Annotated in this window: 26 protein-coding genes; 2 read left to right on the plus strand and 24 right to left on the minus strand. The window is 66.9% G+C overall.

Annotated features, from left to right (window positions below; translation table 11 throughout):
• Positions 1 to 50: 50 nt before the first annotated feature.
• The 6 genes from NY08_RS05365 to rpe all read right to left on the minus strand — a co-directional run bounded on the left by NY08_RS05365 (position 51) and on the right by rpe (position 4,690).
• Positions 51 to 509, minus strand: coding sequence for a PH domain-containing protein (locus NY08_RS05365; RefSeq protein ID WP_045199762.1), 459 nt, complete (start codon positions 507 to 509; stop codon positions 51 to 53).
• Between the two features lie 29 nt (positions 510 to 538).
• A complete protein-coding gene (gene ribH / locus NY08_RS05370; protein WP_032398003.1) occupies positions 539 to 1,036 on the minus strand; it encodes a 6,7-dimethyl-8-ribityllumazine synthase in 498 nt (165 codons plus the stop codon).
• The gene (locus NY08_RS05375) at positions 1,033 to 2,286 is read right to left on the minus strand and encodes a bifunctional 3,4-dihydroxy-2-butanone-4-phosphate synthase/GTP cyclohydrolase II (protein WP_045199764.1); all 1,254 of its coding nucleotides are present in this window, start codon (positions 2,284 to 2,286) and stop codon (positions 1,033 to 1,035) included. Before NY08_RS05375 ends, ribH begins: the two co-directional genes overlap by 4 nt.
• An 86-nt stretch (positions 2,287 to 2,372) precedes the next feature.
• Positions 2,373 to 2,984: a riboflavin synthase gene (locus tag NY08_RS05380; RefSeq protein WP_032398002.1), complete on the minus strand. Its 612-nt coding sequence runs from the start codon at positions 2,982 to 2,984 to the stop codon at positions 2,373 to 2,375.
• The gene (ribD, locus tag NY08_RS05385) at positions 2,985 to 4,016 is read right to left on the minus strand and encodes a bifunctional diaminohydroxyphosphoribosylaminopyrimidine deaminase/5-amino-6-(5-phosphoribosylamino)uracil reductase RibD (RefSeq protein ID WP_045195284.1); all 1,032 of its coding nucleotides are present in this window, start codon (positions 4,014 to 4,016) and stop codon (positions 2,985 to 2,987) included.
• A complete protein-coding gene (rpe, locus tag NY08_RS05390) occupies positions 4,016 to 4,690 on the minus strand; it encodes a ribulose-phosphate 3-epimerase (protein WP_032398000.1) in 675 nt (224 codons plus the stop codon). Before rpe ends, ribD begins: the two co-directional genes overlap by 1 nt.
• 36 nt (positions 4,691 to 4,726) lie before the next feature.
• Here rpe and NY08_RS05395 point away from each other — a divergent pair, with 36 nt between their 5' ends.
• On the plus strand, positions 4,727 to 5,116 hold the full coding sequence (locus NY08_RS05395) for an MmcQ/YjbR family DNA-binding protein (RefSeq protein WP_045195286.1): 390 nt from the start codon (positions 4,727 to 4,729) through the stop codon (positions 5,114 to 5,116).
• Positions 5,117 to 5,149: 33 nt separating this feature from the next.
• On the opposite strand, the gene NY08_RS05400 is transcribed toward NY08_RS05395, so the two are convergent.
• The 3 genes from NY08_RS05400 to NY08_RS05410 all read right to left on the minus strand — a co-directional run bounded on the left by NY08_RS05400 (position 5,150) and on the right by NY08_RS05410 (position 8,348).
• On the minus strand, positions 5,150 to 6,619 hold the full coding sequence (locus NY08_RS05400; protein ID WP_032397998.1) for an RsmB/NOP family class I SAM-dependent RNA methyltransferase: 1,470 nt from the start codon (positions 6,617 to 6,619) through the stop codon (positions 5,150 to 5,152).
• The gene (fmt, locus tag NY08_RS05405) at positions 6,616 to 7,539 is read right to left on the minus strand and encodes a methionyl-tRNA formyltransferase (protein WP_045195288.1); all 924 of its coding nucleotides are present in this window, start codon (positions 7,537 to 7,539) and stop codon (positions 6,616 to 6,618) included. Before fmt ends, NY08_RS05400 begins: the two co-directional genes overlap by 4 nt.
• A gap of 86 nt (positions 7,540 to 7,625) precedes the next feature.
• On the minus strand, positions 7,626 to 8,348 hold the full coding sequence (locus NY08_RS05410) for a PadR family transcriptional regulator (protein ID WP_442970835.1): 723 nt from the start codon (positions 8,346 to 8,348) through the stop codon (positions 7,626 to 7,628).
• A 298-nt stretch (positions 8,349 to 8,646) separates the two neighbouring features.
• Between NY08_RS05410 and NY08_RS05415 the strand changes: the two genes are divergently transcribed.
• The gene (locus NY08_RS05415; protein WP_235387111.1) at positions 8,647 to 10,356 is read left to right on the plus strand and encodes a diguanylate cyclase domain-containing protein; all 1,710 of its coding nucleotides are present in this window, start codon (positions 8,647 to 8,649) and stop codon (positions 10,354 to 10,356) included.
• Here NY08_RS05415 and NY08_RS05420 read toward each other — a convergent pair.
• The 15 genes from NY08_RS05420 to nusB all read right to left on the minus strand — a co-directional run bounded on the left by NY08_RS05420 (position 10,272) and on the right by nusB (position 26,859).
• Positions 10,272 to 11,123, minus strand: coding sequence for a cyclase family protein (locus NY08_RS05420; RefSeq protein ID WP_045195292.1), 852 nt, complete (start codon positions 11,121 to 11,123; stop codon positions 10,272 to 10,274). The two genes, NY08_RS05415 and NY08_RS05420, sit on opposite strands and share 85 nt — an antisense overlap.
• Positions 11,124 to 11,202: 79 nt before the next feature.
• A complete protein-coding gene (locus NY08_RS05425; protein WP_200893202.1) occupies positions 11,203 to 13,170 on the minus strand; it encodes a primosomal protein N' in 1,968 nt (655 codons plus the stop codon).
• 147 nt (positions 13,171 to 13,317) lie between these two features.
• Complete coding sequence (gene metK, locus NY08_RS05430) at positions 13,318 to 14,532, minus strand: methionine adenosyltransferase (protein ID WP_032397994.1); 1,215 nt, start codon at positions 14,530 to 14,532, stop codon at positions 13,318 to 13,320.
• A gap of 182 nt (positions 14,533 to 14,714) precedes the next feature.
• A complete protein-coding gene (coaBC, locus tag NY08_RS05435) occupies positions 14,715 to 15,965 on the minus strand; it encodes a bifunctional phosphopantothenoylcysteine decarboxylase/phosphopantothenate--cysteine ligase CoaBC (protein ID WP_144407315.1) in 1,251 nt (416 codons plus the stop codon).
• A 23-nt stretch (positions 15,966 to 15,988) separates the two neighbouring features.
• Positions 15,989 to 16,294, minus strand: a complete 306-nt coding sequence (gene rpoZ / locus NY08_RS05440; RefSeq protein WP_032377808.1) for a DNA-directed RNA polymerase subunit omega — start codon at positions 16,292 to 16,294, stop codon at positions 15,989 to 15,991.
• 72 nt (positions 16,295 to 16,366) lie between these two features.
• Complete coding sequence (gene gmk, locus NY08_RS05445) at positions 16,367 to 16,978, minus strand: guanylate kinase (RefSeq protein ID WP_032397992.1); 612 nt, start codon at positions 16,976 to 16,978, stop codon at positions 16,367 to 16,369.
• Between the two features lie 5 nt (positions 16,979 to 16,983).
• Complete coding sequence (gene mihF, locus NY08_RS05450; RefSeq protein ID WP_045199768.1) at positions 16,984 to 17,304, minus strand: integration host factor, actinobacterial type; 321 nt, start codon at positions 17,302 to 17,304, stop codon at positions 16,984 to 16,986.
• Between the two features lie 210 nt (positions 17,305 to 17,514).
• Complete coding sequence (gene pyrF, locus NY08_RS05455) at positions 17,515 to 18,345, minus strand: orotidine-5'-phosphate decarboxylase (protein ID WP_200893170.1); 831 nt, start codon at positions 18,343 to 18,345, stop codon at positions 17,515 to 17,517.
• Positions 18,342 to 21,683, minus strand: coding sequence for a carbamoyl-phosphate synthase large subunit (gene carB, locus NY08_RS05460; protein ID WP_045195298.1), 3,342 nt, complete (start codon positions 21,681 to 21,683; stop codon positions 18,342 to 18,344). Before carB ends, pyrF begins: the two co-directional genes overlap by 4 nt.
• Positions 21,683 to 22,813, minus strand: a complete 1,131-nt coding sequence (gene carA / locus NY08_RS05465; protein WP_032397989.1) for a glutamine-hydrolyzing carbamoyl-phosphate synthase small subunit — start codon at positions 22,811 to 22,813, stop codon at positions 21,683 to 21,685. The genes carB and carA overlap by 1 nt, the downstream gene beginning before the upstream one ends.
• Positions 22,810 to 23,316 carry a PH-like domain-containing protein gene (locus tag NY08_RS05470; protein ID WP_045195300.1) on the minus strand — a complete coding sequence of 169 codons (507 nt, stop codon included), beginning with the start codon at positions 23,314 to 23,316 and terminating at the stop codon, positions 22,810 to 22,812. Before NY08_RS05470 ends, carA begins: the two co-directional genes overlap by 4 nt.
• A 4-nt stretch (positions 23,317 to 23,320) precedes the next feature.
• Positions 23,321 to 24,637, minus strand: a complete 1,317-nt coding sequence (locus tag NY08_RS05475) for a dihydroorotase (protein ID WP_045195302.1) — start codon at positions 24,635 to 24,637, stop codon at positions 23,321 to 23,323.
• Positions 24,634 to 25,581 (minus strand): aspartate carbamoyltransferase catalytic subunit, encoded by a 948-nt coding sequence (locus NY08_RS05480; protein WP_045195304.1) that lies wholly within the window; start codon positions 25,579 to 25,581, stop codon positions 24,634 to 24,636. The genes NY08_RS05475 and NY08_RS05480 overlap by 4 nt, the downstream gene beginning before the upstream one ends.
• On the minus strand, positions 25,578 to 26,165 hold the full coding sequence (gene pyrR, locus NY08_RS05485; protein WP_032397985.1) for a bifunctional pyr operon transcriptional regulator/uracil phosphoribosyltransferase PyrR: 588 nt from the start codon (positions 26,163 to 26,165) through the stop codon (positions 25,578 to 25,580). The genes NY08_RS05480 and pyrR overlap by 4 nt, the downstream gene beginning before the upstream one ends.
• A gap of 139 nt (positions 26,166 to 26,304) precedes the next feature.
• On the minus strand, positions 26,305 to 26,859 hold the full coding sequence (nusB, locus tag NY08_RS05490) for a transcription antitermination factor NusB (protein ID WP_045195309.1): 555 nt from the start codon (positions 26,857 to 26,859) through the stop codon (positions 26,305 to 26,307).

Consider the following 26,859-nt stretch of genomic DNA (forward strand, 5'->3'; position numbering starts at 1 on the left):
GTCCGACGTTCTCCGCATCCGCAGCTCAGCCGCGGTGCGGAGGTAGGACGTCAGTCCCGATCGACCGGGATGTCCGGAACGGAGGCGGCGGGCGCGTAGGTGCGTTCGAGCGTGCGGAACTTTCGTACGGCTGCGACCGCATGCTCACGATCGTTGGACTGGATGGCCATCACGTTGATGAACTCGTCGTCGGGAATGTCGATCCTGGCCCACATCGCTCCTTCGGGGAAGGACAGACCACGCACCAGATCCCATTCGATCAGACGCTCCGACAACAGGTTCCGCACCGCGACACCTGCAGGCCCGACGCGAATGCGCGGGCGCGTCAGCACGAGCGCCAGGCCTCCCAGAAGAAGTCCGATACCTGCCATCGCCAGTTGGTCCGCGGTTCTGAAGTACACCCCGGTCGGCGAGACCCTCAGCAGGACGGCGACGGTCGAATGCGCCACCACGAGCAACACCGCCGTCGCGATGGCGTAACGAGCCGACTTGCGCGACTTCACCACCATGTCCCACTCGGCGGACGGTGCGCTGCCGGTCACGTGAACTCCTGATTCGTCCAGGGTTGGCGTAGGTGTTTGAGAGTCAGCGCTGTGTCGATCGCGGCCGCCGTGGCCTGCGCGCCCTTGTCCTCGAACGAACCGGGCAACCCTGCGCGATCGAGCGCCTGCTGCTCGTCGTTGGTGGTGAGCACGCCGTTGGTGACCGGAGTGCCCTCGTCGAGCGAGACGCGCGTCAGGCCTGCCGTGACGGCGTCGCACACGTACTCGAAATGCGGTGTGCCACCGCGGATGACGACGCCGAGTGCGACGACGGCGTCGTGGTTGCGGGCCAACGCCTGCGCGACGACGGGCAGTTCGATGGCTCCGGCCACACGGATGACCGTGACGTCCTCGATCCCCGCCGACTCGGCTTTGCGAAGTGCACCGTCGAGCAATGCCTGGGAGATCTTCTGGTGCCACTGGCCGGCGACGATCGCCAGTTTGAGATCACTGGCGCCTGCGAGCTGCAGGGTGGGTTCGCCTTCGCCGCTCATGAGGTCGCCCCGTTCTCGTACTCGTCCAACCCGGTGAGGTCGTGGCCCATCCGGTCGCGTTTGGTGCGCAGGTAGGTGAGGTTCTCGGCGTTGGCGCGCAACGGCATCGGCACTCGTTCGGTGACGTGCAGACCGTAGCCGTCGAGTCCCACTCGCTTGGCGGGGTTGTTGGTCAGCAGCCGCATCGACGAGACGCCGAGGTCGACGAGAATCTGTGCGCCGATTCCGTAGTCGCGGGAGTCGGCCGGGAGGCCCAGTTGCAGGTTGGCGTCGACGGTGTCGGAGCCTGCGTCCTGGAGCTGGTAGGCCTGGAGCTTGTGCAGCAGACCGATTCCGCGACCTTCGTGTCCGCGCATGTACAACACGATGCCGCGTTCTTCGGCGGCGACCATTTCCAGGGCCGCGTCCAACTGTGGTCCGCAGTCGCAGCGCAGTGATCCGAACACGTCGCCGGTGAGGCATTCGGAGTGCACTCGGACGAGCACGTCGTTGCCGTCTCCGTCGGGGCCCGCGATGTCGCCCCGGACGAGCGCGACGTGCTCGACCTCGTCGTAGATGCTCTGGTAGCCGACGGCGCGGAAGGTGCCGTGGCCGGTGGGGATCCGGGCGTCGGCGACGCGGACGACGTGCTTCTCGTGCTTGCGACGCCAGGCGATGAGGTCGGCGATGGAGATGAGGGCGAGGTCGTGCTCGTCGGCGAAGACGCGCAGTTCGTCGGTCTGGGCCATCGCGCCCTCGTCCTTCTGGCTGACGATTTCGCAGATGACGCCTGCAGGCCGCAGGTCTGCCATGCGGGCGAGGTCGACGGCAGCTTCGGTGTGGCCGGGGCGACGCAGCACTCCGCCGTCCTTGGCGCGCAGCGGTACGACGTGGCCCGGACGGGTGAAGTCGTTGGCCCCGGTGTCGGGGTCGGCGAGCAGTCGCATCGTGGCCGCCCGGTCGGAGGCGGAGATTCCGGTGCCGATGCCCTCGCGGGCGTCGACGGTGACGGTGTACGCGGTTCCGTGCTTGTCCTGATTGGTGGCGAACATCGGCGGCAGGCCGAGTCGGTCGCAGTCCTCACCGGAGAGTGGAACGCAGAGATAACCGGAGGTGTAGCGGACCATGAATGCGACCAGTTCCGGGGTGGCCTTCTCGGCGGCGAAGATGAGGTCGCCTTCGTTCTCGCGGTCCTCGTCGTCGACGACCACCACTGCTTTGCCCGCAGCGATGTCCGCAACTGCGCGCTCGATACTGTCGAACCTGGTCACCACGGTGTGCTCCATACGTCTCGGGCCTGGCTCAGCGCCCTGGAAATTCTCCGATGCACCATCGATTGCGTGCATGTCAACAGTACTTACTGTGCGTCGATCGTCTGCAGCCGCTCCACGTACTTGGCGATGACGTCGACTTCGAGGTTGACCGGCGATCCGACCTCGGCCGTGCCGAGAGTGGTCAGGTCGAGGGTGGTGGGGATCAGGGAGATCTCGAACCAGTGCGCTCCGTCGTCGACGCCGAGTCCGGAGACGGTGAGCGAGACGCCGTCGACGGTGATCGAGCCCTTCTCCACGACGTAGCGCGCGACCGAGGTGGGCAGTGCGATGCGCACGACGGTCCAGTTCTCGGACGGCGATCGGCCGATGATCGTTCCGGTGCCGTCCACGTGACCCTGTACGAGGTGCCCGCCGAGACGGCTGCCGAGCGCGGCCGCACGTTCGAGGTTGACGCGGCTGCCCACGTCGAGGGCACCGAGGCTCGAGCGGTTCAGCGTTTCCTGCATCACGTCGGCGGTGAATCCGCCGTCGGGCAGCACCTCGACGACGGTCAGGCAGACCCCGTTCACCGCGATGGAGTCGCCGTGGCCTGCATCGGAGGTCACCACCGGGCCCCGAACGGTGAACCGCGCGGCGTCGGGCAGTTCGTCCTTGGCGACGATCTCGCCGAGCTCTTCGACAATTCCGGTGAACATCTACTTCGCTCCTTCGGGCACGACGCCGATCAGAATGTCGTTGCCGATCATGGTGACTGTCTCCGTGCGGAACCGAATTGCGTCGGCAATTGTTCCGATGCCCGCATTCTCCACCGCTGTGGGCCCGCTGCCCAACACCGCCGGTGCGACGTACGCCACGACGCGGTCCACCAGGCCCGCAGCGAGGAATGCCCCGGCCAACGTCGGGCCGCCTTCGATCTGGATGTCGGTGTGCTCGCTGAGGGCATCGATCACGGCCGCGGGGTCGTGGGTGTCGAGGAACACCGTGGGGGCGTCCGTCCCACGGATTGCTGCGGTCGACGGTATCGGCCGCGATCCGACGACGACGCGCACGGGTTGGTGCGGCGCGAGGGTCCCGTCCGGACGTCGTGCGGTCAGTCGCGGGTCGTCGGCCAGCACGGTGCCGGTTCCGACGACGATGGCGTCGAGCTTGGCTCGCTCGGCGTGGACGTGCGCCCGGGCCTGCGGTCCGGTGATCCACTGACTCGTGCCGTCCGCCGCGGCGCTGCGTCCGTCGAGGGTGGCGGCGTATTTCCACGTCACGTGCGGCCGACCGGTGCGTTGCTTGTGCAACCAGGCGCGCAGTGGCCCCTGACGCACCGCCGTCTCACCGATCCCCTGTTCGACGCGAATGCCCGCCGCGCGCAGGGCTGCCGCGCCGCCCGATGCGAGCGGATTCGGATCGGCGACGGCGTGCACGACCGCCGCGATGCCCGCGTCGATCAGGGCCTGCGAGCACGGTCCGGTGCGGCCGGTGTGGTTGCAGGGTTCGAGGGTCACCACCGCGGTGCCGCCGCGCGCTCGGTCACCGGCCTCGGCCAGCGCGACGATCTCTGCGTGCGGACCGCCGGGCGGACGCGTCGAGCCGATGCCGACGACGACGCCACCGGCATCGAGAATCACCGCACCGACCGCGGGATTGGGACTGCTGATGCCCCGGGCGGACTCGGATGCCTCGACGGCGAGGGCCATGGCGTCCGCGACGGACAGTGCTGCGCCCTGGCCGTTCATTACGACAGGTGGTGTGATGCGCGGGCGGCTCGGTCGCGTAGGTCGCGCACTGCGGCTGCGGGGTCGGCGGTGTTGTAGACGGCCGATCCGGCGACGAAGCAGTCGATTCCGGCCTCCGCGGCCTGCTCGATAGTGTCGGAGTTGATACCACCGTCGATTTCCACGACCAGTCGCAGATCCCCGGAATCGACAAGTGCTCGAACGGCTTTCGCCTTCGCGAGTACCTCCGGCATGAACGACTGCCCGCCGAAGCCCGGCTCGACGCTCATCACCAGCAGCGTGTCGAAGTCGCGCAGGATCTCGAGGTACGGCTCGATGGGTGTTCCCGGCTTGACGGACAGTCCGGCTTTGGCTCCCGCCGCCCGGATGTCGCGCGCAACCGCGGACGGGTCGTCGGTCGCTTCGGCGTGGAAGGTGACGTTGTACGCACCCGCCTCGGCGTACGGCGGTGCCCAGCGGGCCGGGTCCTCGATCATCAGGTGGCAGTCGAGCGGAATGTTCGTCGCCTTCAGCAAGCTCTCCACGACCGGCAGCCCCAGGGTGAGGTTGGGTACGAAGTGCGCGTCCATGACGTCGACGTGCAACCAGTCGGCTCCGGACACCGCCTCGGCTTCGGCGGCGAGCCGGGCGAAATCGGCGGACAGAATGGAGGGGGCGATCATCGGGGAAACCACGATTGACGAGCCTAGCCCAGCCGGTATCGTTCGCCCATGACCACCATGGATTCCGTGACAGCGGTGATCGCCGAGCTGCCCGAGGTCACCGAGAGTGTCCGGTACGGCCGTCCGGCGTGGTCGGTGGGCAAGAACGTGTTCGCGTGGGTCCGCCCGTTCAGCAAAGCCGATCTGAAGCGGTTCGGCAACGAGATCCCGCCCAGCGGACCGATTCTCGCCGTCCGCACCGCCGATCTCAACGAGAAGGACGCGATTCTCGCCGCACACCCGCGGGCGTGTTTCACCATCTCGCATTTCGACGGGTTCGCTGCCGTTCTGGTCGACCTCGACAACACCGAGGACGACGAACTGCGTGAACTGATCATCGACGGGTGGCTGGTCCACGCCCCGACAGACGTGGCCGAGACGTTCCTGGCCGGCAACTGATCACACCGTTTCCCGGTCACGACGGCTCACCGGTCACATCGGCTTACGCAGCGCCGCCATGAACATTGCGTCCGTGCCGTGTCGGTGCGGCCACAATTGCACCGATGTACCGTCGCCGAGTTGCGGCACTCCTGGGACCAGCTCGCGGGTGTCGAGCTGTTCGACGCCGTAGCGGCGGACCGCGTCCGCGACGACGGCGGTGGTTTCGGACAGGTGCGGCGAACACGTCGAATACAGCACCACTCCGCCCGGGCGGACCAGCTCGATCGCCGCGGCCAACAGTTCCTTCTGCAATGTCACCAGTGCCGCCACATCGGAGGGCAGTCGTCGCCACCGGGCCTCGGGCCTGCGGCGCAGAGCACCGAGCCCGGTGCAGGGCGCGTCCACGAGCACGCGATCGTAGCCGCCGTCGAGTCCGGACTGCCTGCCGTCGACGGTGTGCACCGTCACCGGAAGGTCTTTCGTCGTCTTGGACACCAGATCGGCTCGGTGCGGCGTCGGTTCGACGGCGTCGACCGTGGCACCGTCGATCTCGGCGATGGCACCGAGGAGGGCAGCTTTACCACCCGGTCCGGCGCACAGGTCCAGCCACCGGCCACCGTCCTCGCCGACGAGCGGCGCGAGGGTGAGTGCCCGGCCGACGAGTTGACTCCCCTCGTCCTGCACCCCGGCCAATCCGTCCCGGACGGCGTCGAGCTTGCCGGGATCTCCGCCGTCGAGGTGCACTGCGTACGGCGAATAGGGTCCCTCTTCTCCCCCGGTGATCAGCGCCAGTTCCTCGGCGGAGATCTCACCGGGCCGAGCCACCAGGTGGACCGAGGGACGGGCGTCGTCGGCCTCGAGCACCGCGGCGAGTTCACCGGCGTCGGCACCGAGTGCATCGGCGAAGGCCTGCGCGATCCACTTGGGATGGGCGTACTCGAACGCGAGGTGGCCGACGGGATCGGTTGCCGCAGCGGGCGCGAGCTCGTCGACCCACTGGGCAGCCGTCCGCTCGGACACGCGGCGCAGTACCGCGTTGACGAAACCTGCTTTGCCGGTGCCGAATTCGGACCGAGCCAGGTCCACCGACGTGGCGACGGCCGCGTGCGGTGCCACTCGGGTCCGGAGCAGTTGGTAGGAGCCGAGTCGCAGAATGTCGAGCAGCGGCCCGTCGATCTCGGCGGCAGGCCGACCGGCTGCATGGGCGATCACCGCGTCGAGCACACCACGCGCGCGGGACGCGCCGTAGGCGAGTTCGGTGGCCAATGCCGCGTCCCGCGAGTCCAGTTTGCGCTCTCGTAGCAGGCCCGGAAGCACCAGATTGGCGTAAGCATCCCGCTCGCGTACCGCCTTGAGGACGTCCCGGGCAGCCCGGCGGGCCGGGTCGATCGCGTCGACGGCACGCGGTCCCGCGCCTTGCGGGGGCCGGTTTCCCTTCGGCCCGCGGGCTCCGGGCGACTTCTTGACGTGCTTGCGAGCTGGACTGGACTCGCGCTTTCGGGGCCTGTCGGGTTCTGTCATCGTGCTACCGCCGTATCGTCCAGCCGAGCGCCGCGCGCCCAGTCGAGTGCCTTCATGAGCTTCTTGCCCTGCGGCTGAACTTCGCCGAGAACCACTGCCGTCGTGCCTGTTCCGATGTGTACGCCGGACTTTCGCACCGATATCTCGCCCGGGGCCAACGTGTCCTCCGAGGGCTTTGTCGGAGCGATCTTGACGCGGAGTTCACCGATCGTGGTCCATGCGCCCGGTGCGGGGGTGACCGATCTGATGTGCCGGTCGACGAATGCCGCAGACCGAGTCCAGTCGATGCGCGCGGCGTCGACGCTCACCTTGCTCGCGTAGGAGATCCCGTCCTCGGGCTGTGGATGCGCGGATGCCGTTCCGTCCTCGATCGCGTCGAGGGTGGCAGCCAGTAGGTCTGCTCCGCTCGACGCCAGTCGGGTGAGCAGGTCCCCCGTCGTATCGGTTGCGCGCACCCGCTCGGTGACGACGCCGAGTACCGGGCCGGTATCCATTCCTGCGTCGAGCAGGAAGGTGGAGGCGCCGGTGATCTCGTCGCCCGCGGCGATGGCGGCCTGTACCGGCGCGGCACCTCGCCACGCGGGCAGCAGCGAGAAGTGCAGATTGATCCAGCCGAAGCGAGGGATGTCGAGCACCGGCTGCGGCAGCAGTGCCCCGTATGCGACGACCGGACACACGTCGGGCGCGAGTTCGCTGAGCTGCGCGACGAAATCCGGATCCGAGGGCTTCGCGGGTGTGAACACGGAGATTCCGTGCTCGTCGGCCAGCAGGCCGACCGGTGAGCGCATCGTCTTGCGGCCCCTACCGGCTGCGGCGTCGGGCCGGGTCACCACCGCGATCACCTCGTGGCGTTCGGACTCCAACAGTCGCTGCAGCGACGGGACTGCGGGCTCCGGTGTACCGGCAAAGACGACGCGCACTCGAGCAACTCCCTGGATGGACGAAAGGATCTCGGGTGTTCATCCTAGGGAGTCGCGAGCGCCGCGGACGATTCCGCAGGTGCCGATCACGTCGCGTCGGGGGCGTCGACCGTGTCGTCGGGATCTCGATCGGTCGGACCGTCGTCGGCGAGGATCCGATACAGCGACCTGCGTGCTTCGGTGAGGATCTCGGCGGCCTGCTCCACCTGTGCCGGTGTGCCGACTCCGGCGACCTGACCGGCTGCGCCCATCAACTGGCCGATCAGGGCCCGTAGATCGCGAGCGTCGACACCGACGGACTCTGCCACGTCGTCCCATGGGCTGCCCAGATCGCCGCGATGAGCGTCGACGTGCGTTCGCCCCTCGTCGGTCAGCGCAGCCGTCTTGCGGCCGGCCACCTTGTCGATCAGGACCAAGCCCTCGTCTTCGAGTTGGGACAGGGCCGGATAGATGGAACCCGGACTCGGCTTCCAGGTTCCGTTGCTCTTCGCGGCGATCTGCTGGATCAGTTCGTATCCGTGCATCGGACGTTCCTCGAGCAGTAGCAGGATCGCAGCGCGCACGTCCCCGCGTCGTCCGCGTCCTCCCCGACCCCGGCCTCGACCGAAGTCTCCGTTCGGCCCGAAACCGCCGGGACCGAAGCCGGGGCGCATGCCTTCCCGTCCCCGTCCGAACGGGCCGCCCTCACCGTGCCTGTTCCGTTCACCGTGACCTCTCCTTCCACGGCCACGTTCTCGCGGACCGTGATCGTCCGACGGGCCTCGATCGTCGCTCTGCGCGACCCACATCTGAAAGGGCGCGCCTCGCATCCGGCGACGTACTGCGCGGCGTCCGAATTCGTGAGCGAATCCCTCGAATGCGTGATTCATGTCGTTCTCCTTTGTATCGATTGACAAGTCGACGATATATCGTCAATAGAACTTTGACAATACCCAGAGGCAACCTCCACGTTTTCCGGATCCGAGGAACACGTCGGGGATCGCTTCCGCTCGTTAGAATGGCGCGGTCGGTGCGAGCTCACGTCCAACGAACCGTGTACAGCGGCCGGCTCGACAGCGATCGCTCACGAACGAGGGGGGCCGTGTGGCCGGATCGACGAGGCGACGCGTGACCGTCGTTCTCGGCTGCGTCCTGGCCATCGTTCTGCTCGCCGGCTCCAACGTTGTCGGCCAGAGAATCTCGGTACTGATCGACGACGTCGCACAGCTCGCAGGTGGCATCACCGCAACGGTCGTCTGCTGGCGAACGGCGTCGAGACGGACGGGCTCCGAACGGCAGTGGCGCGTTCTGATGGCCGCGGGAATGGCGTGTTGGAGCGCAGGCATGGCCGTGTGGGCCTTCTATCGATCCGCTCTCGACATGCCGCTGCCGAACACATCGGTCGCCGACGTGGGGTTCTTTCTCTTCCCGATCTTCGCCGTGCCCGCGCTGCTCGCCTTCGTCGGCCCGTCGCCCCGGCGGGCGGCCGCAGGTACACGCCATGTCTGGGTGATGTCGTTGCTCGACGGGGCCGTGGTCGTCGGGTCCCTCTTCGTTCTGTCCTGGGCCACCGTCCTCGGGGCGGTCGTGCACTCGTCGGAATCGGAGTCCATCGCGTTCCTCGTGGCGATCATGTATCCCATCACCGACCTCGTTCTCGTGGCCATGATCGTGCTGCTCGCCGTGATCCCGAAGATCGCGTCGCGGTACCGAACGCAACTCACCCTGCTCGGTGCCGGAATCCTCATGATGGCGATGTCCGACAGCATCTACGCGTACCTCGTCGCCACCGGTGCGGACTTCATGCCGGTTCTGACCGACGGCGGATTCATCGCAGGCACTGCACTCATCGCTCTCGCGGCCGCCGCCCCGAGGACCGTCGAGGACGATCCGCCCGGTCCGCCGATACACAGCTCGTCACTGCACGGATCGGCGACAGCTGCGCGGGTGTACACCGAGACCGTCACCGGTGAGAGAACACAACTGTTGTTGCCGTACGGGCTGATGGGCGCGATAGGGATCGTGCTGGCGATACTGCGCGTGCAGACCGGGGACCTGGATTCGACGGTGGTGGTACTCGGGGTGGCGGTGGTGCTGCTCTCGCTCGTGCGCCAGGTGATCACCCTGGTTCAGAACGACAATCTGCTTCGGAGCCTGTCTCTGGCCCAGGCCGAGCTGACGTATCGCGCACACCACGACGGACTCACCGGGCTGCTCAACCGGTCGTCGTTCGACGAACACCTTCGAGCGGCGGTGAACGACGCCAGGGCGGGCCGGGGCCGCGCCGTCCTGCTGCTGATCGACCTCGACGACTTCAAGAGCGTCAACGACAGATTCGGCCACGGCGGCGGCGATCGACTACTCGTCGAACTCGCCCGCCGCCTCGACCGATGCGTGGTCGACGGAGTGGTTGCGCGCTTCGGCGGCGACGAGTTCACCGCCCTGGTGAACGCGGATCTGCGAACCGGCCGTACCACGGCGGTCCGCATCGCCGAGGCCATGCGGACCGCGCACGAGATCGACGGCCATTCGGTGTCGGTCGGCGCGTGCGTGGGTGTGGTGCAGATCGGTCGTCCCGACCGCACCGACGACGGGACGACGACCGTGGCCGCCACCGACACCTCCGACGTCGACGAGGACGAGCTGATGCGCCTCGCCGATCGCGCGATGTACAAGGCCAAGCGCTCGGGCAAGGCCGGCGTCTACGCCTACGACACCGCAGGAACACTCAGCATGGTCCCCAGCGGTTCCGATCAGGGAAGCTTGGGAATCAATCCGAAAATGGTTGCAGGCGAACCGGATCCGGCCCGGTTGATCGGTCCGCCGACCAGAACGTAGGCACCCGTGGTCGGTATCGACTCCAGATTGGTCAGGTTCTCGAGACTGATCCGACGCCGGTCGTAGAGCTTGACCGATACCGGATAGGTTTCGTCGTTGCCCAAGTCGGGTCCGAAGGTGTCGGTTCCGAGGGCACCTCTGTCGGCGAGCCTGCCCGTGTCGATCAACCACTGCGCCGCCTCCCCCGAGAAGCCGGGTTGGTGCGTCACGCCGTCCGCGTCCGCGTTCGCGTAGGCATCGGTACCCCAGCGTGACGCCCATCCGGTCCACAGAATTACGGCCGCGCCGTGCGGAATGGCTCCGTTGACTGCTTCCCAGTTCTGCAGGTCGGCCACGGTCACGGCGTAGTCGGCGTCGGCTGCCGCCCGATCACGAATGTCGATCTTCACCGCGGGCAGAAACAGATCCTCCGGATCGAGCTGGTCGGCGGTCAGCCCACCTTCCTGGAAGTGTGCGGGCGCTCCCCAGTGCGTGCCGGTGTGCTCGCCCTCCTTGACGTACTGGAGGTAGAAACCGTCGTCCGCGACGGTGAACGCCGTCTCGAGCGAGAATTCGGGATCGCCGGGAAAAATCGGGGTGAGCGCCGGATCGTTGACGTGCGACAGAGACACGATCCGTAGCAGTCGATCCAACGGAACGGCCGGTGTGGGCGGCTGCGCCGAGCCGGTACCGGGCAGGGCGTCGGCGGAGGCAGGTGCCACGAGCCGGGCTCCGATCACCACTGCCAAACCTGTTGTCGCACGGCGAAAGAGCTGCCTTCTCTTCATGTCCCCGACCCACCTCTCATCGGCGCCCCGTGCGCCGCCCCGACGCAACCTTAGGCCACGGCTGCCCCGGACGGCAGTGTCAGCCGATTCGAATCGGGTCTATCTGAACCCGCACTCCGCCGCCGAGCTTCTTGGCGCTACGAGATGCCTGAGCGGCGGCCAGCGCCCGCGCCAAGGCCGCCCCGGTGCTGCGCGGCACGCGTATCAACAGCCGCTGCACATCACCGGGAAGCACGTCCTCACCGCCGCCCGCGGGTGCGCGTTGGCCGTCCGGCAGATCGACCGGTCCGAGTATCTCCACTGCCTCGGGCAGATCTGCACCCTCCACCAGCGCCGTGATCGCATCGGTGGTTCCGTCGATCGCCGCGACGTGTACGGCGGGCGGGAACCGTACCTCCACTCGTTCGTCCAACTGAATTCTGGCGTGCCACAGAGGATCCCAGCGAACCAGCGCCTGCACCGTCGGTATCTCGGACTCGGCGACGACGACGACGCGACCTCCCGCAGAGCCGGGCCGGACCAACGCGGCGGCCGTCATCCACCGACGCAGTGTCTCCTCTGCCGCGCGCAGGTCTGCCCGGCCGAGCAGGGCCCAGCCGTCCAGCAGAAGAGCTGCGCCGTACCCACCGTCGACCGTCGGCTCGGCACCGACGGTCGACACGACCAGACCGGCACCGGGTCGGACGGAGTCGAGCACGGCGGCGCCTCCCGAGTTGTGTATCGGTACACCGGGAAATGCCCGTCCGAGTTCCTCGGCGGTGCGGCCCGCTCCGATCACGACCGCCCGCAGGTTGCGTGATCCGCATACGGTGCAACGATGCGCGGTGTCGGCGATTCCACACCACGAGCAGGTCGGACTGCCGGCTCCGTCGCTTCCAGGGGCCGACGGCAGGGCCAACGGCCCGTTGCACCGGCGACACCGAGCCGGGTGCCGACACTTCGCACACGCCAGTGACGGCACGTATCCGCCGCGCGGAACCTGAACCAGCACAGGCGAATCGGCTTTCAGTGCGGCTCGCGCCGCCTCGAACGCGATGGCGGGAAGCCGGGCGACACGGGCTGCCGGGTCCCGCGCGAGCGCATGGTCCGAGTCCGCCAAGGCCACCACATGGGGTTGACGCTCACGGACCAGCTCACGAGGAGCCACCAGATCGTGTGCCCAACCGGAATCGACGAGAGCTTCCGCCTCCGCCGTCCGCGAATGTCCGCCGATCACCACCGCCGCCCCGGATACGTGCGCTCGGAGCAACGCGACTTCTCTGGCGTGCGGATAGGGCGAACGGGGCTCGGCGAAGCTGTCGTCACCGTCGTCCCAGACGGCGATCATGCCCAGAGTGGACACCGGAGCGAACACGGCGCTACGCGTCCCCACCACAACGACCGGGCCCGATCGCAGACCGCGCAACCATTGCCGATACCGCTTCGCCGGACCCAGTCCGGCCGACAACGCCACCACCCGGTCGGCTCCGAGCAGAGCCGTGCAGGCCGTTTCCAGTCGATCGAGATCGCGCTGATCGGGTACCACCACCACGGCGGATCGACCGGCGGCGACGGTCACGGCAGCGGCCTCCGCCAGCCGCACCGGCCACCGCTCACCGGGCAATGCCTGCCACACCGCGCGGGGTACGCGTCCCGATGCCAACGCGTCGAGGAAGTTCGAGCCGTGGGTGTAGGCCGACCATGCCGACCTGTCGACGGCAGGCTCGACCGGGGGCTCGACGACGGGTGTCGGTTCCGCCTCGACTCGGGCGTGGCGAGCCGGGATCGCCAGACGCAGTACGTCCGCTCTGGTCCCGGCGTACCGATCGGCCACCGCCTCGGCCAGTTCCGCGATCTCGGGAGTCAGAACTTGCTCTGCCGACACCACCCGATCGAGCCAGCCGAGCTTGCCGGAGTGCTCGGTCTCGGCCAGTCTGGCCAGCACGAAACCGTCGACCAGTCGGCCCGCGAACCGAATCCGAACTCGCACACCGGGCCGAGCATCGGTGCTCATCTCCTCGGGTACGAGGTAGTCGAACTCTCGGTCGAGATGCGGCAGCGGCAACATCGGGAGAATGCGCGCGATCGGGAGATCCGACGCCGCCACCCGCGCTACGCCCGCCACCGCACCTCCTCCTCGATTCTCACCCCACACTCGATGACGGAGCACCGAGCCGGTGCGAGCAGGGTACGTGCAGAACGGTCGACGCCGAACTCAGAGTCCGGCAGCCTCGCGGAGCTTGCCTGCGCGATCGGTGGACTCCCACGGGAGATCGATGTCGGTGCGGCCGAAGTGTCCGTACGCCGCAGTGGGCGCGTAGATCGGTCGCAGCAGATCCAGATCGCGGATGATGGCACCGGGGCGCAAGTCGAACACCTCGCTGATCGCCGCCTGAATGCGCGCGGGATCGGTCTTCTCGGTGCCGAACGTCTCCACGAACAACCCGACCGGCGCGGCTTTGCCGATGGCGTACGCCACCTGGACCTCGATGCGATCGGCGAGCCCAGCCGCGACCGCGTTCTTCGCGACCCAACGCATCGCGTATGCAGCGCTGCGGTCGACCTTGGACGGGTCCTTGCCGGAGAATGCGCCGCCGCCGTGCCGTGCCATGCCGCCGTAGGTGTCGACGATGATCTTGCGACCGGTCAGCCCGGCGTCACCCATCGGACCACCGAGCACGAACTTTCCGGTGGGATTGACCAACAGACGCACATCGGACGTGTCCAACGTCGGCACGTCCAACTCGGCGAGTACCGACCCCAGTACCTTCTCCCTGATATCGGGGGTGAGCAGGTTGTCGAGATCGATGTCGGCCGCGTGCTGAGTCGAGATCACCACGGTGTCGAGGCGAACGGCGTTGTCACCGTCGTATTCGATCGTCACCTGTGTCTTGCCGTCCGGACGCAGGTAGGGCAGAACTCCACTCTTGCGAACCTCGGTCAGCCGCCGAGAAAGACGGTGCGCCAACGCGATCGGCAACGGCATCAATTCGGGAGTGTCGGTGTTGGCGTAGCCGAACATCAACCCCTGATCCCCCGCGCCCTGACGGTCGATCTCGTCGTCGGACAGTCCTTCGACTCGGGCCTCGTGCGAATGATCGACGCCCTGCGCGATCTCGGGAGACTGCGCGCCGATCGCGACGTTCACACCGCACGAATTCCCGTCGAATCCCTTGGCCGACGAGTCGTACCCGATCTCGAGCACCTTCTCGCGCACGATCTTGGGGATGTCGGCGTACGCGGTGGTGTTGACCTCACCCGCAACGTGGACCTGGCCAGTGGTGACGAGGGTCTCCACGGCCACCCGAGCACGCGGATCCTCCGTCAACAGAGCATCGAGAATCGAATCGCTGATGGCGTCGCAGATCTTGTCGGGATGACCCTCTGTGACGGACTCGCTGGTGAAAAGCCGACTACCGGACTTGCTCACGGACTTCCTCTCGACGCATGTTCCTGTCCGACCCGACGCCGCGCGCCGGTCGGGCACTCCATGAAAATTTGACGTTCCCTCGGTGTTATCGCCCCTGCCGGAGCCAGGCAAACCTCTACGGCCTCACACGTGGTGCTCAGCACGGTAGCCGGTGCGACATCGCTCGTGCACCCTCACCGTCGTCACTGTGTCGACCTCGTTCGGGGACTACGTGCGTCGAGCATCTGCGCCACAGAATCCAGTACGCGGCTCGCGAGAAGCGCTTTGGAGCCCTCGCCGAGCGCATCCTCGGAACCGTCGGAACCGAGCAACCATCCGTCGTTGTGGTCGACCTCGAAGGCCTTACCGTCACCGACAGCGTTGACCACGAGCAGGTCGCAGCCCTTGCGTTCGAGCTTGGCCCGCGCGTACGTCAGTACGTCTCCGTCCGCGTCACCGGTCTCCGCCGCGAATCCGACGATGACAGTGGACGATTCGAGCTCACCGTCGCGGCGAGCCGAGACGAGGCCTGCGAGTATGTCGTCGTTGCGGACCAACGGGATCGACGACGGCTCGTTCGCCCCCTTCTTGATCTTGCTGCCCGCGATGGACTCCGGGCGGAAGTCGGCGACCGCGGCCGCCATCACCACTGCATCGACACCGACGGCGAGTTTACGAACCGCATCCTGCATGTCCGAGGCCGTCTTGACGTGCACCACGTCGACCGCGGCCGGATCGTCGAGGTCGCTGGTGTACCCGGCGACCAACGTCACCTGGGCTCCGCGTTGCGCTGCCACGCGGGCCAGTGCATATCCCTGCTTGCCCGAGCTTCGATTGCCCAGAAAACGGACCGGATCGAGAGGCTCACGAGTGCCGCCGGCAGACACCAGAACATGCCGTCCTTCGAGGTCACGAGGAAGGGCATCCGCTCGCTCGGTCACGAGCATCGACAGTGCGAAGATCTCGTCCGGCTCCGGCAGCCGACCCGACCCGGTGTCACGTCCGGTCAGACGACCCGACGCAGGTTCGATCACGTGTGTACCGCGCGAACGAAGCGTCGCGACGTTGGCGACCGTGGCAGGGTGCTCCCACATCTCCGTGTGCATCGCGGGAGCCAGGACCACCGGGCACCGCGCGGTGAGCAGGGTGGCCGTCAGAAGATCGTCGGCGCGTCCCCCGGCGATGCGCGCCATCAGATCTGCGGTGGCGGGGGCCACGACGACGAGGTCCGCCTCCTGACCCAGGCGCACGTGCGGGACCTCAGGCACGTCCACGAAGACTCCGGTGTGCACCGGTTGGCCGGACAGCGCCTCGAACGTCGCACGCCCGACGAACTCCAGAGCGGACGCGGTCGGGATCACCCGTACCTCGTGCCCACTCTCGGTGAAGCTGCGAATGAGCGAACAACTCTTGTAGGCGGCGATACCTCCGCCGACTCCGACGACAACGCGCAAGTCAGATGTCCTCTGTGAGGTTCTTATTCGCCTTCGGTGTGCTCGAGCAGATCCGCGTGGATCTCGCGGAGAGCGATCGACAGCGGCTTCTCCTGCAGACCCGGCTCGACGAGAGGTCCGACGTATTCGAGGATGCCGTCACCGAGCTGGTTGTAGTAGTCGTTGATCTGACGTGCACGCTTGGCTGCGTAGATCACGAGGGCGTACTTGGACGAGGTGCGGGCGAGCAGCTCGTCGATGGGTGGATTGGTGATGCCGAGCGGCGTGTCGTAGGCCGGCAGAGCGCTGCGTCCGTCGAAGTCGGAAACGGCCGCTGAAATGCTGCTCACTGATGATCTCCTGAAATTGCATCGTTGGTGCTACGAACTAGCTGGTCGGGGCCTCGTGCGCCGTGAAACTGGTCAGCTGTTGCCGACCGACGACCTACCGACCAACAAGGATACCAACTGTTCGCACGAATGGTCGACATCGGTATTGACAACCACGGTGTCGAACTCGTCCTGTGCGGCCAATTCCACCCGTGCGGTCTCCAACCTCCGCTCGGTGGCCGCGCTCTCCTCGGTCGCGCGCCCGACCAGACGGGCGACCAAGTCGTCCCATGTCGGTGGCGCCATGAACACCAACAAGGCCTCGGGCTTGGACACCCGCACGGCACGCGCACCGGCCAGATCGAGCTCGAGCAGCACCGGGCTGCCCGCCTCCAGCGCGGCCTCGACGGGTGCGGCCGGAGTTCCCGACCGCTGCAGACCACCGTGAATGCTCGCCCACTCGAGCAGCTCGTCATCGGCGATCATTCGATCGAACTCGCCGGCGGAGACGAAGTGGTAATCCTGCCCGTCCACCTCGCCCGGCCGCGGCGATCGCGTCGTGACCGACACGCTGAAGACCAGCTCGGGCAGCGCCGCACGCACGAGCCGAACGACACTGGACTTGCCGACGCCGGAGGGGCCGGACAGCACCACCAACCGGCCGCGCTCGTTCTCCGGGACCGATGTCGCCGCAGTGTCACTCACCGTCGTCAGGCCTCGAAATCGAACTTCGTCAACAGCGCCTTGCGCTGCCGATCACCGAGACCGCGCAGTCGACGGGTTGGCGCGATCTCCAATTCCGTCATCAACTCCGCGGCCTTGACCTTGCCCACCTTCGGCAGTGCCTCGAGCAGCGCGGAGACCTTCATCTTTCCGAGGATCTCGTCCGTCTCGGCGTCTTCGAGCACCTGCTTGAGGTCGGTGCCGCCGCGCTTGAGGCGCTCCTTGAGTTCGGCGCGCGCTTTCCTGGCGATCGCAGCCTTCTCGAGGGCAGCAGCGCGCTGCTCGGGGGTCAACTGGGGAAGGGCCACTGTCGGTTCCTCCGTCTTCTCGTTTCTGGGCGATACGACGCACACGATCGCTGTCGGCACGTCGACCATCGGTCTTCCACTGCCACCGGTCGCGGTCATCAGCGCTGCGCACTGGCGATCCGCACTGTTCGTCGGCAGCGTTAGCGACCGTACCGACGACCCGCGTGAACCGCTAACTCGCCCCCGAGCGCCGATGCGCCGCAGCATCGACTATGCGAGACCGGCTTCGATCTCGTCGCGCAATCGTGTCGCCGCGTCGCGCAAGGCCGTCACCGACGGGCCAGCGGCCAGGACACCGCGAGAGGAGTTGGGCAGCAACAGCTCACGCGAATCGCGGAAGATCTCCGCGAGATCGGCAACGGTTGCTCCCTGCGCTCCCAGACCAGGCGCGAGAATCGGACCGGTGTAGTTCGACAGGTCGAGACCGTGATCACGAGTGGCACCGACGACTATCCCCACCGTGTCGGCATCGACGCGATTGCGCGCGGCTGCGGCGTCGACGATCGACTGAGCCACCGACCCACCGTTCGACGTCGCGGCCTGCTGCAGGGCCGAGCCCTCCGCATTCGAGGTGCGGGCCAGCACGAACAGCCCGCGCCGGTGTCGCACCGCTCGAGCGACGGTCTCCCCCAGCGAATCGAAGCCCAGGTACGGCGAGACCGTGACGGCATCGGAGGACAACGGCGAATCGGGTTCGAGCCAGGCCTGCGCGTACGCATCCATCGTGGTGCCGATGTCGCCGCGCTTCGCATCGGCGATCACCAGGGTGCCCGCGTCCCTGAGCACACTGACAGTGCGTTCGAGCACCGCGTACCCGGCCGATCCGTAGGCCTCGAAGAACGCCACCTGAGGCTTGACGATCGCCACCTCACCGACGAACGCTTCGACACACAGCTCGGCGAACACCTCGAGACCGTCCGCCGAGCGTGGTAGGTCCCATGCCTCGAGCAGAGCCGGATGCGGATCGATACCGACACACAGTCGACCGCGCGCCGCGACCGCGGCGCGCAACCGATCCGACCAACTGCGATGATGGCTCACTCCACTCCCAGCCCCTGCTTCAGACCCGCATGCAGATCCTGCAACGAGCGAACACCGATTCCGCCGGCGATACCGGCTTCGATGCCCTGCACGGCTGCCGACGCGCCCTGCACCGTGGTGATGCACGGAATGTTCTGCGCCACCGCGGCGCTACGGATCTCGTACCCGTCGACGCGGGGGCCCGAGTTGCCGTACGGGGTGTTGATCACCATGGCGATGTCACCTGCGAGTATCCGGTCGACGATGGTCCGCTCCCCCTCTGGCACGTCCTCGCCGGACTGCTTGTACACCTGCTCACACTTGATTCCGTTGCGCCGCAACACATCTGCAGTGCCTTCGGTCGCCAGAATCGTGAAGCCCAGATCCGCGAGTCGCTTCACCGGGAAGATCAGTGATCGCTTGTCCTTGTTGGCCACCGACACGAACACCGCGCCGCCCGCAGGCAACGAGCCGTAGGCGGCGGTCTGACTCTTGGCGAACGCGGTACCGAAATCGAAGTCGATTCCCATCACCTCACCGGTGGACTTCATCTCCGGGCTGAGCAGAGTGTCCACTCCGGTTCCGTCCGCACGACGGAACCGGTTGAACGGCAACACCGCTTCCTTCACCGCGATCGGGGCACCGGCCGGGACGGTGCCACCGTCTCCGGTCTCGGGCAGGATGCCTGCGGTCCGCAGCTCGGCGATGGTCTCCCCCAGCATCACTCGGGCGCAGGCCTTCGCGAGCTGTACCGCAGTCGCCTTGGAGACGAACGGAACCGTGCGGCTCGCACGCGGGTTGGCCTCGAGAACGTACAGGATGTCGTCCTTGAGTGCGTACTGCACGTTGAGCAGGCCGCGCACGCCGATGCCCTTCGCGAGAGCCTCGGTGGACCGCCGGACGTTCTCGATGTCGGTCTTGCCGAGTGTGATCGGCGGCAACGCGCACGCCGAGTCGCCGGAGTGGATACCGGCCTCCTCGATGTGCTCCATGATGCCGCCGATGTAGACCTCGGTGCCGTCGCACAGTGCGTCGACGTCGATTTCGACCGCGTCTTCGAGGAACCGGTCGACCAGCACCGGCCGGTCGTCCGAGATCTCCGTCGCGTTGGAGATGTACGTCGCGAGCGAGGCCTCGTCGTACACGATCTCCATGCCGCGTCCGCCGAGAACGTAGGACGGACGCACCAGTACCGGGTAGCCGATTCCTGCGGCGATCTCACGGGCTCCGTCGAACGTCGTCGCGGTGCCGTACTTCGCTGCCGGCAGTCCGGCTGCATCGAGCACCTTGCCGAATTCGCCACGATCCTCGGCGAGGTCGATGGCCTCGGGCGACGTGCCGACGATCGGGACGCCTGCGGTCTTCAGCCGCTTGGCGAGCCCGAGCGGGGTCTGCCCGCCGAGCTGGACGATGACGCCCCGCACCGTGCCCGACGCCGCCTCGGCCCGGTACACCTCGAGGACGTCCTCGAAGGTCAGTGGCTCGAAGTACAGGCGGTCCGCGGTGTCGTAGTCGGTGGAGACGGTTTCGGGGTTGCAGTTGACCATCACCGTCTCGTAACCGGCCTCGGACAGGGTCTGCGCCGCGTGCACACAGCTGTAGTCGAATTCGATGCCCTGGCCGATGCGGTTGGGACCCGACCCGAGGATGAGCACCTTGGGGCGGTCCGGCTGCGGGGCGACCTCGGATTCGGCTTCGGGGTCGAGCTCGTAGGTGCCGTAGTGGTACGGCGTCTTGGCCTCGAACTCGGCGGCGCAGGTGTCGACCGTCTTGTAGACCGGATGCACACCGAGCTCGGTACGGAGCGCCCGCACACCGTCCTCACCGTTGAGTTCGGGGCGCAGAGCCGCGATCTGGCGGTCGGACAGACCGTGATACTTCGCCTGGCGCAGCAGCGCCTCGTCGAATTCGGCCGCCTCGCGAACCTGAACGCCGAGTTCGTGGATCTGCTGGAACTGGTCGAGGAACCACGGGTCGATCTTGGTCGCCTCGAACAGCTGCTCGAGGGTGGCACCCATCGCGAAGGCCTTCTCGATCCCGTACATCCGACCGTCCTGAGGAACGGACAGATCCTCGAGCAACGCCTCCAGGCTCTCTGCCTCGACCTCGGGGCCGGTCCAGTAGCCCGCGCGCTTGGTTTCGAGCGAGCGCATCACCTTGCCGAATGCCTCGGTGAAGTTGCGGCCGATGGACATCGCCTCACCGACGGACTTCATCGTCGTCGTCAGCGTGCCGTCGGCACCGGGGAACTTCTCGAACGCGAACCGCGGAGCCTTGACGACCACGTAGTCCAGGGTCGGCTCGAAGCACGCCGGGGTCTCGCGGGTGATGTCGTTGACGATCTCGTCGAGGGTGTAACCGATGGCCAGCTTGGCGGCCATCTTCGCGATCGGGTAACCGGTTGCCTTGGACGCCAGCGCCGACGAGCGAGACACGCGCGGGTTCATCTCGATGACGACGAGGCGCCCGTCCGCCGGATCCATCGCGAACTGGATGTTGCAGCCGCCGGTGTCGACGCCCACCTCACGCAGGATGTCGATGGAGAGATCGCGCATCTTCTGGTACTCGCGGTCGGTCAGCGTCATGGCCGGGGCGACCGTCACCGAATCGCCGGTGTGCACGCCGACGGGGTCCACGTTCTCGATGGAACACACGATGACCACGTTGTCGCGGCCGTCGCGCATCAGCTCGAGCTCGTATTCCTTCCAGCCGAGGATGGACTCCTCGATGAGGACGTTCGCCGTGGGCGAGGCCGCCAGCCCGCCGCCGGCGATCCGGGTCAGGTCCTCGTCGTTGTAGGCCAACCCCGAACCGAGACCGCCCATGGTGAACGACGGCCGTACGACCACCGGGAAGCCGAGCTCGGCGACGGTCTCGCGGACCTCGTCCATCGTGTAGCAGACGGCCGACTTGGCGGACTCGCCACCGACCTTGGCCACGATGTCCTTGAACTTCTGCCGATCCTCGCCGCGCTGGATGGCGTCGAAGTCGGCACCGATCAGCTCGACGCCGTACTTGGTGAGAATGCCTTGATCGTGCAGCGCAACAGCGGCATTGAGTGCTGTCTGTCCACCCAGGGTGGCGAGCACGGCCTGAATGGGGTGACCCTGCTCGGCTTCGCGGGCGAAGATCTTCTCGATGAACTCCGCCGTGATCGGCTCGACGTAGGTGGCGTCGGCGAACTCGGGGTCGGTCATGATCGTCGCGGGGTTGGAGTTGACGAGGCTGACCCGCAGTCCTTCCTCGCGCAGCACTCGGCAGGCCTGGGTGCCGGAGTAGTCGAACTCGCAGGCCTGACCGATGACGATCGGGCCGGATCCGATGACCAGGACGTGGTTCAGGTCTGTGCGGCGTGGCATTACTTCTTCTCCTGAAGGACGCTGGTGAAACGGTCGAAGAGGTAGGCGGCGTCGTGTGGACCGGCCGCGGCCTCGGGGTGGTACTGCACGGAGAAGGCGCTACCGCCGATCAGCTCGACGCCCTCGACGGTGCCGTCGTTGGCGCAGGTGTGGCTGATCCGGGCTCGGCCGAAGTCGGTGTCGAACTCCTCGCCCGCTTCGCCTTCGAGTGCGAATCCGTGGTTCTGCGCGGTGATCGCGATGCGGCCGGTGGTGTGCTCGATGACCGGGATGTTCATCCCGCGGTGGCCGAACTTCATCTTGTAGGTGCCACGGCCGAGTGCGCGCCCGAAGATCTGGTTTCCGAAGCAGATACCGAACAGCGGCAGCTCACGCTCGAGCACTTGCCTGGTCAGCGCGACGCTGGTGTCGGCCGTGGCCGGGTCGCCCGGTCCGTTCGACAGGAAGACACCGTCGGGGTTCAGTTCCAGAACCTGCTCGATGGTGGTGTTCGACGGCACCACGTGCACGCGGATACCGCGCTCGGCGAACATCCGCGGGGTGTTGGTCTTGATACCGAGATCGACTGCGACGACGGTGAATCGAGCATCCCCGGTCGGCTCGATGGTGTAACCGGCTCCGGTGGTCACTTCACCGGCGAGGTCGGCACCGAGCATCGACGGCTGACCGACCACCTGCGCGAGCATCTCGTCGGAGGTGCCGAGGGCGTCGCCCGAGAACACTCCCGCACGCATGGACCCGCGGGTGCGCAGGTGCCGGACCAGGGCTCGCGTGTCGATTCCGGCGATGCCGACGACGTTCTGCGCCTCGAGCTGGTCCTGCAGCGTTCCGGTGGAGCGCCAACTCGAGGTGCGGCGTGCCGGATCTCGGACGACGTAGCCGGCGACCCAGATCTTGTTGGGATCCTGCGCGCTTGCAGCTTCGCCGTCCTCTTGGTTCCAGCCGGTGTTACCGATCTGCGGCGCGGTCGCGACGACGATCTGTCGGTGATAGCTCGGGTCGGTGAGAGTCTCCTGGTACCCGGTCATTCCGGTGCAGAACACGGCCTCGCCGAGGGTGCGCCCCTGTGCGCCGAATGTGGTGCCGCGGAATGTCCGGCCGTCCTCCAGAACAAGAACTGCGCTGCTCACGCGGTTTCCTCCTTGGTTTCTCCGGTGGAACTCGCTGTCCACACCGGGTAGATCTGCTTGTCGTCGGCCCGGAAGCCGGTGTCTATCTCGGTCCCCGTCGGCAGCTCCCAGCGAATGACCAGGAGCCCGTCCTTGGTCATGACCTTGCCTGCCAACCCGCGTTCGGTGCGGATCGCGCGGATCGATTCCGCCGGGATCCAGATGGGAGATTCACCGTCTCGGTCGAGCAGGATGCCCTTCTCGTGTCGGGACAGTTCACCGGTGGCGCGGTGGCCGATGTCGCCGACGGCGATGCGGTCCTGCCAGCTCGGCGCGATGGTGCTGCCGACGTACAGGCCGGTGCTCGGCTCGACGAGGGTTGCTCCCAGATCGTCCGGCACGGCCGGGAAGTCACCGATTCGCTCTTCCTGGCGCTTCTGCCGTCCTCGCCAACCCCAGAAGATCAGCGCGATCATCAGTGCCCAGAACAGGATGAATCCGATGACGATGAGAACTCTGTCCACGGCTCTACTCTCCCGCTCTGTTCGCCACGACTCCATCGCGGACGGTGATTCGCCCGCGCAGCACCGTCGTGGTCACCTTCGAGGAGAAGCTCATGTCCTCGAACGGCGTGTTGTGTGCGACGCTGGCCAGCTTCTTGCCGGAGACCGTCCAGCTCGCTTTCGGGTCCACCAGCGTGAGGTTGGCGATCTCACCGACCTCGATGGGCCGTCCCTGATCGGCCAATCCGACGATCTGGGCGGGACGCTCGCTCATCACCCGCGCCACGCCGCGCCAATCGAGCAGTCCCGGGGTCACCATCGTGTCGACGACGATGGACAGTGCGGTTTCGAGCCCGAGCATTCCGGGACGAGCGATCGAGAACTCGCAGCACTTGTCCTGCTCGGCATGCGGAGCGTGATCGGTTGCCACACAATCGATCACGCCGTCCGCCAAGCCCTTACGCAGGGCGTCGACGTCGGACTTCTCACGTAGTGGCGGGTTCACCTTGTTGATCGCGTCGTACGTCTCTAGCCGCGAATCGTCGAGCAGCAGGTGATGCGGGGTTACCTCGGCGGTGATCGAAATACCCTGTCCGCGTGCCCACTTCATCAACTCGACGGTGCCTGCAGTGGATGCGTGACAGATGTGCACCCGCGCACCTGCGTCACGAGCCAGCAGGGCGTCGCGAGCGACGATCGATTCCTCGGCCGCACGCGGCCAACCGGCCAGTCCGAGTCGCGCCGCCGTCGGGCCCTCGTGTGCGACGGCACCGACGGTGAGCCGGGGTTCCTCGGCGTGCTGAGCGATGAGCACACCGAGGGAACTCGAGTACTCCAGCGCCCGACGCATGATCAGTGGATCGTCGACGCAGTGGCCGTCGTCGGAGAACATCTTCACCCGGCCGATTCCCGCGGCCATCGTGGCCAGCTCGGCGAGCTGCTTGCCCTTCAATCCGACGGTGATCGCTCCGACGGGGTGGACGTCGACGAGACCGACTTCCTGCCCCCGACGCCATACGTGGTCGGTCACCACCACCGAGTCGGCGACCGGGTCGGTGTTCGCCATCGCGAACACCGCGGTGTAGCCGCCCAGAGCTGCTGCGGCCGAACCGGATTCGATCGTTTCGGTGTCCTCGCGGCCGGGCTCGCGCAGGTGCGTGTGCATGTCGACGAATCCCGGCAGCAGTATCTGGCCGCGGGCGTCGACGACCTCGGCTCCGTCGGCGTCGAGGTCCGAGCCGATCCCCGCGATCTCCTCACCGGCGATCAGGACGTCGGTCTCGGGGCCCTCGCCGTACAGCAGCACGCCGCGGAGCAGAACGGAGGTCGCAGGTGCGGTCACGACGCACCCCCGTCCGAACCGACCAGCAATCGGAACAGCACCGCCATCCGCACGTGAACTCCATTCGTAACCTGTTGCAGGACTGCAGTTTTCGGAGAGTCGGCCACCGAGGACGCGATCTCCATACCGCGCAGCATCGGACCGGGGTGCAGTACGACGGCATGCTCGGGCAGCAGGTCGAGCCTGCGCTGCGAGAGCCCGTACGTGATCGAGTACTCACGAGCGGAGGGAAAGAATCCGCCGTTCATCCGCTCGGCCTGCACTCTGAGCATCAGCACCGCATCCAGTCCCGGAAGTTCGGCGTCGATGTCGTGCGAGACCCGCACCGGCCAGCCGGTCACTCCGACGGGCAACAGGGTCGGTGGTGCGATCAGCACCACCTCGGCACCGAGCGTGGCCAGCAGGATCGCATTCGAGCGCGCCACCCGGCTGTGCAGGATGTCGCCGACGATCGCGATTCGACGGCCGGCGATGTCGCCGAGTCGTTGGCGCACCGTCAAGGCGTCGAGCAGAGCCTGGGTGGGGTGTTCGTGCGTGCCGTCGCCTGCGTTGATCACCGCGGGGCCGCCTGAACCGGCTTGATCGGCGGTCCACTGGGCGATCTGGTGTGCGGCACCGGATGCCGGGTGCCTGACGATCAGTGCATCGGCTCCGGCGGCGCGCAGCGTCATCGCGGTGTCGCGGAGCGACTCCCCCTTCGACACCGACGAGCTGCTGGCGCTGACGTTGATGACGTCGGCGCTCATCCACTTGCCTGCGACCTCGAACGAGACGCGGGTACGTGTCGAGTTCTCGAAGAACACCGTCATGATGGTGCGTCCGCGCAATGTCGGGAGTTTCTTGACTTCGCGGCCGAGGAGCGCCTGCTCGAATCGTTCGGCTTCGTCGAGGAGTTCGGTGGCCGATTCGGCCGTCAGGTCGGCGACCGAGAGCAGATGCTTCATCGAGCGGATCCTCCCTCGGACAGGCTGACCCCGTCGCGGCCGTCGTGTTCGGAGAGCAACACCGACACGTCCTCGGTGCGCGCTGTGGGGACGTTCTTGCCGACGTAGTCCGCCCGAAGCGGAAGCTCGCGGTGGCCGCGGTCGATCAGGACTGCGAGCTGCACGGCGCGGGGGCGGCCGAGGTCACGGAGGGCGTCGAGCGCAGATCGCACGGTTCGGCCGGAGAACAGCACGTCGTCGACAAGCACCACGAGTGCGTCGTCGACACCGCCTGCGGGCACCGACGTACGCTCGAGCGGACGGTGCGGCTTGTTTCGCAGATCGTCGCGGTAGAGGGTGATGTCGAGAGAACCCAGCGGGGGGCGTACTCCGGAGAATGCCTCGATACGTTCGGCGAGACGTTCCGCCAACGTGGTCCCGCGGGTGGGAATGCCGAGGAGCACCACGCGCGGCGAGTCGGCGGCGTCGAGGGCCGTCTTCTCGATGATCTGGTGGGCCATGCGGGAGATGGTGCGCCCCACATCGGCCGAGGACAGCAATTCGCGAACGGCGGGGTTCGCGGACGAGCTTTCGGGCGCAGGCAAACTACGACCTCCTTCTCCGCCTCTCTGGACGGATCGTTAAAGGATGTCTGACAACAACTGCGTAGAGCCTAGCAACGCTCTGCGAACCACGACCAGCAGGCTCGCAGAGCGTTCGGTCACACGGGCGTCGACCGGTCGATCACTGCTCGGCGTCGACCGATGCCTCACCGGACGCGTCGGTCTGCGTACGGCTCGAGACCGCCGCGGCCGCGGCGCGTACCTGCGGCGCGACGAGGACGATCTGACCCAGTACGCCGTTGACGAAGCCGGGCGAATCGTCGGTGGACAACTGCTTGGCCAGCTCGACGGCTTCGTCGACGGCCACGACCGGTGGAACATCGGTGGCGTGGAACAACTCCCACACCGCGACGCGCAGGATGGCCCTGTCCACTGCAGGCAGACGGGTGAGCGTCCAGTCCTTGAGGTGATCGGCGATCACGCCGTCGAGGCGATCGAGATTCTCGGCGACGCCCTCGACCAGGGTCGAGGTGTAGTCGCTGACGGGAGCGATGGTGTCGTCGCCGCGTGCGAGTTCGATTCGCTCGGTGGTGAGGTTCACCGGATCGACGTTGCGCGCCTCCGCCTCGAACAGAAAGTCCACCGCGCGCTTGCGGGCCTTGTGGCGCGCACCCAGCTTCTTCGCACCGGGGGCACCGTTCTGCGAGGCGGAGGAGGTCGACTTCTTCGATGACAC

Source organism: Rhodococcus sp. B7740, from assembly GCF_000954115.1.
GTDB lineage: Bacteria > Actinomycetota > Actinomycetes > Mycobacteriales > Mycobacteriaceae > Rhodococcoides.

Bases quoted from the DNA above. Each gene is read 5' to 3' on its own strand.
- NY08_RS05420 (WP_045195292.1), bottom strand. From the start codon at position 11,123: ATGAAGAGAAGGCAGCTCTTTCGCCGTGCGACAACAGGTTTGGCAGTG.
- NY08_RS05400 (WP_032397998.1), bottom strand. From the start codon at position 6,619: ATGACAGAACCCGACAGGCCCCGAAAGCGCGAGTCCAGTCCAGCTCGC.
- NY08_RS05380 (WP_032398002.1), bottom strand. From the start codon at position 2,984: ATGTTCACCGGAATTGTCGAAGAGCTCGGCGAGATCGTCGCCAAGGAC.
- ribD (WP_045195284.1), bottom strand. From the start codon at position 4,016: ATGAACGGCCAGGGCGCAGCACTGTCCGTCGCGGACGCCATGGCCCTC.
- NY08_RS05410 (WP_442970835.1), bottom strand. From the start codon at position 8,348: ATGCGAGGCGCGCCCTTTCAGATGTGGGTCGCGCAGAGCGACGATCGA.
- ribH (WP_032398003.1), bottom strand. From the start codon at position 1,036: ATGAGCGGCGAAGGCGAACCCACCCTGCAGCTCGCAGGCGCCAGTGAT.
- NY08_RS05365 (WP_045199762.1), bottom strand. From the start codon at position 509: ATGGTGGTGAAGTCGCGCAAGTCGGCTCGTTACGCCATCGCGACGGCG.
- carB (WP_045195298.1), bottom strand. From the start codon at position 21,683: ATGCCACGCCGCACAGACCTGAACCACGTCCTGGTCATCGGATCCGGC.
- NY08_RS05425 (WP_200893202.1), bottom strand. From the start codon at position 13,170: ATGTTGCCGCTGCCGCATCTCGACCGAGAGTTCGACTACCTCGTACCC.
- NY08_RS05395 (WP_045195286.1), top strand. From the start codon at position 4,727: ATGACCACCATGGATTCCGTGACAGCGGTGATCGCCGAGCTGCCCGAG.
- NY08_RS05480 (WP_045195304.1), bottom strand. From the start codon at position 25,581: ATGAAGCATCTGCTCTCGGTCGCCGACCTGACGGCCGAATCGGCCACC.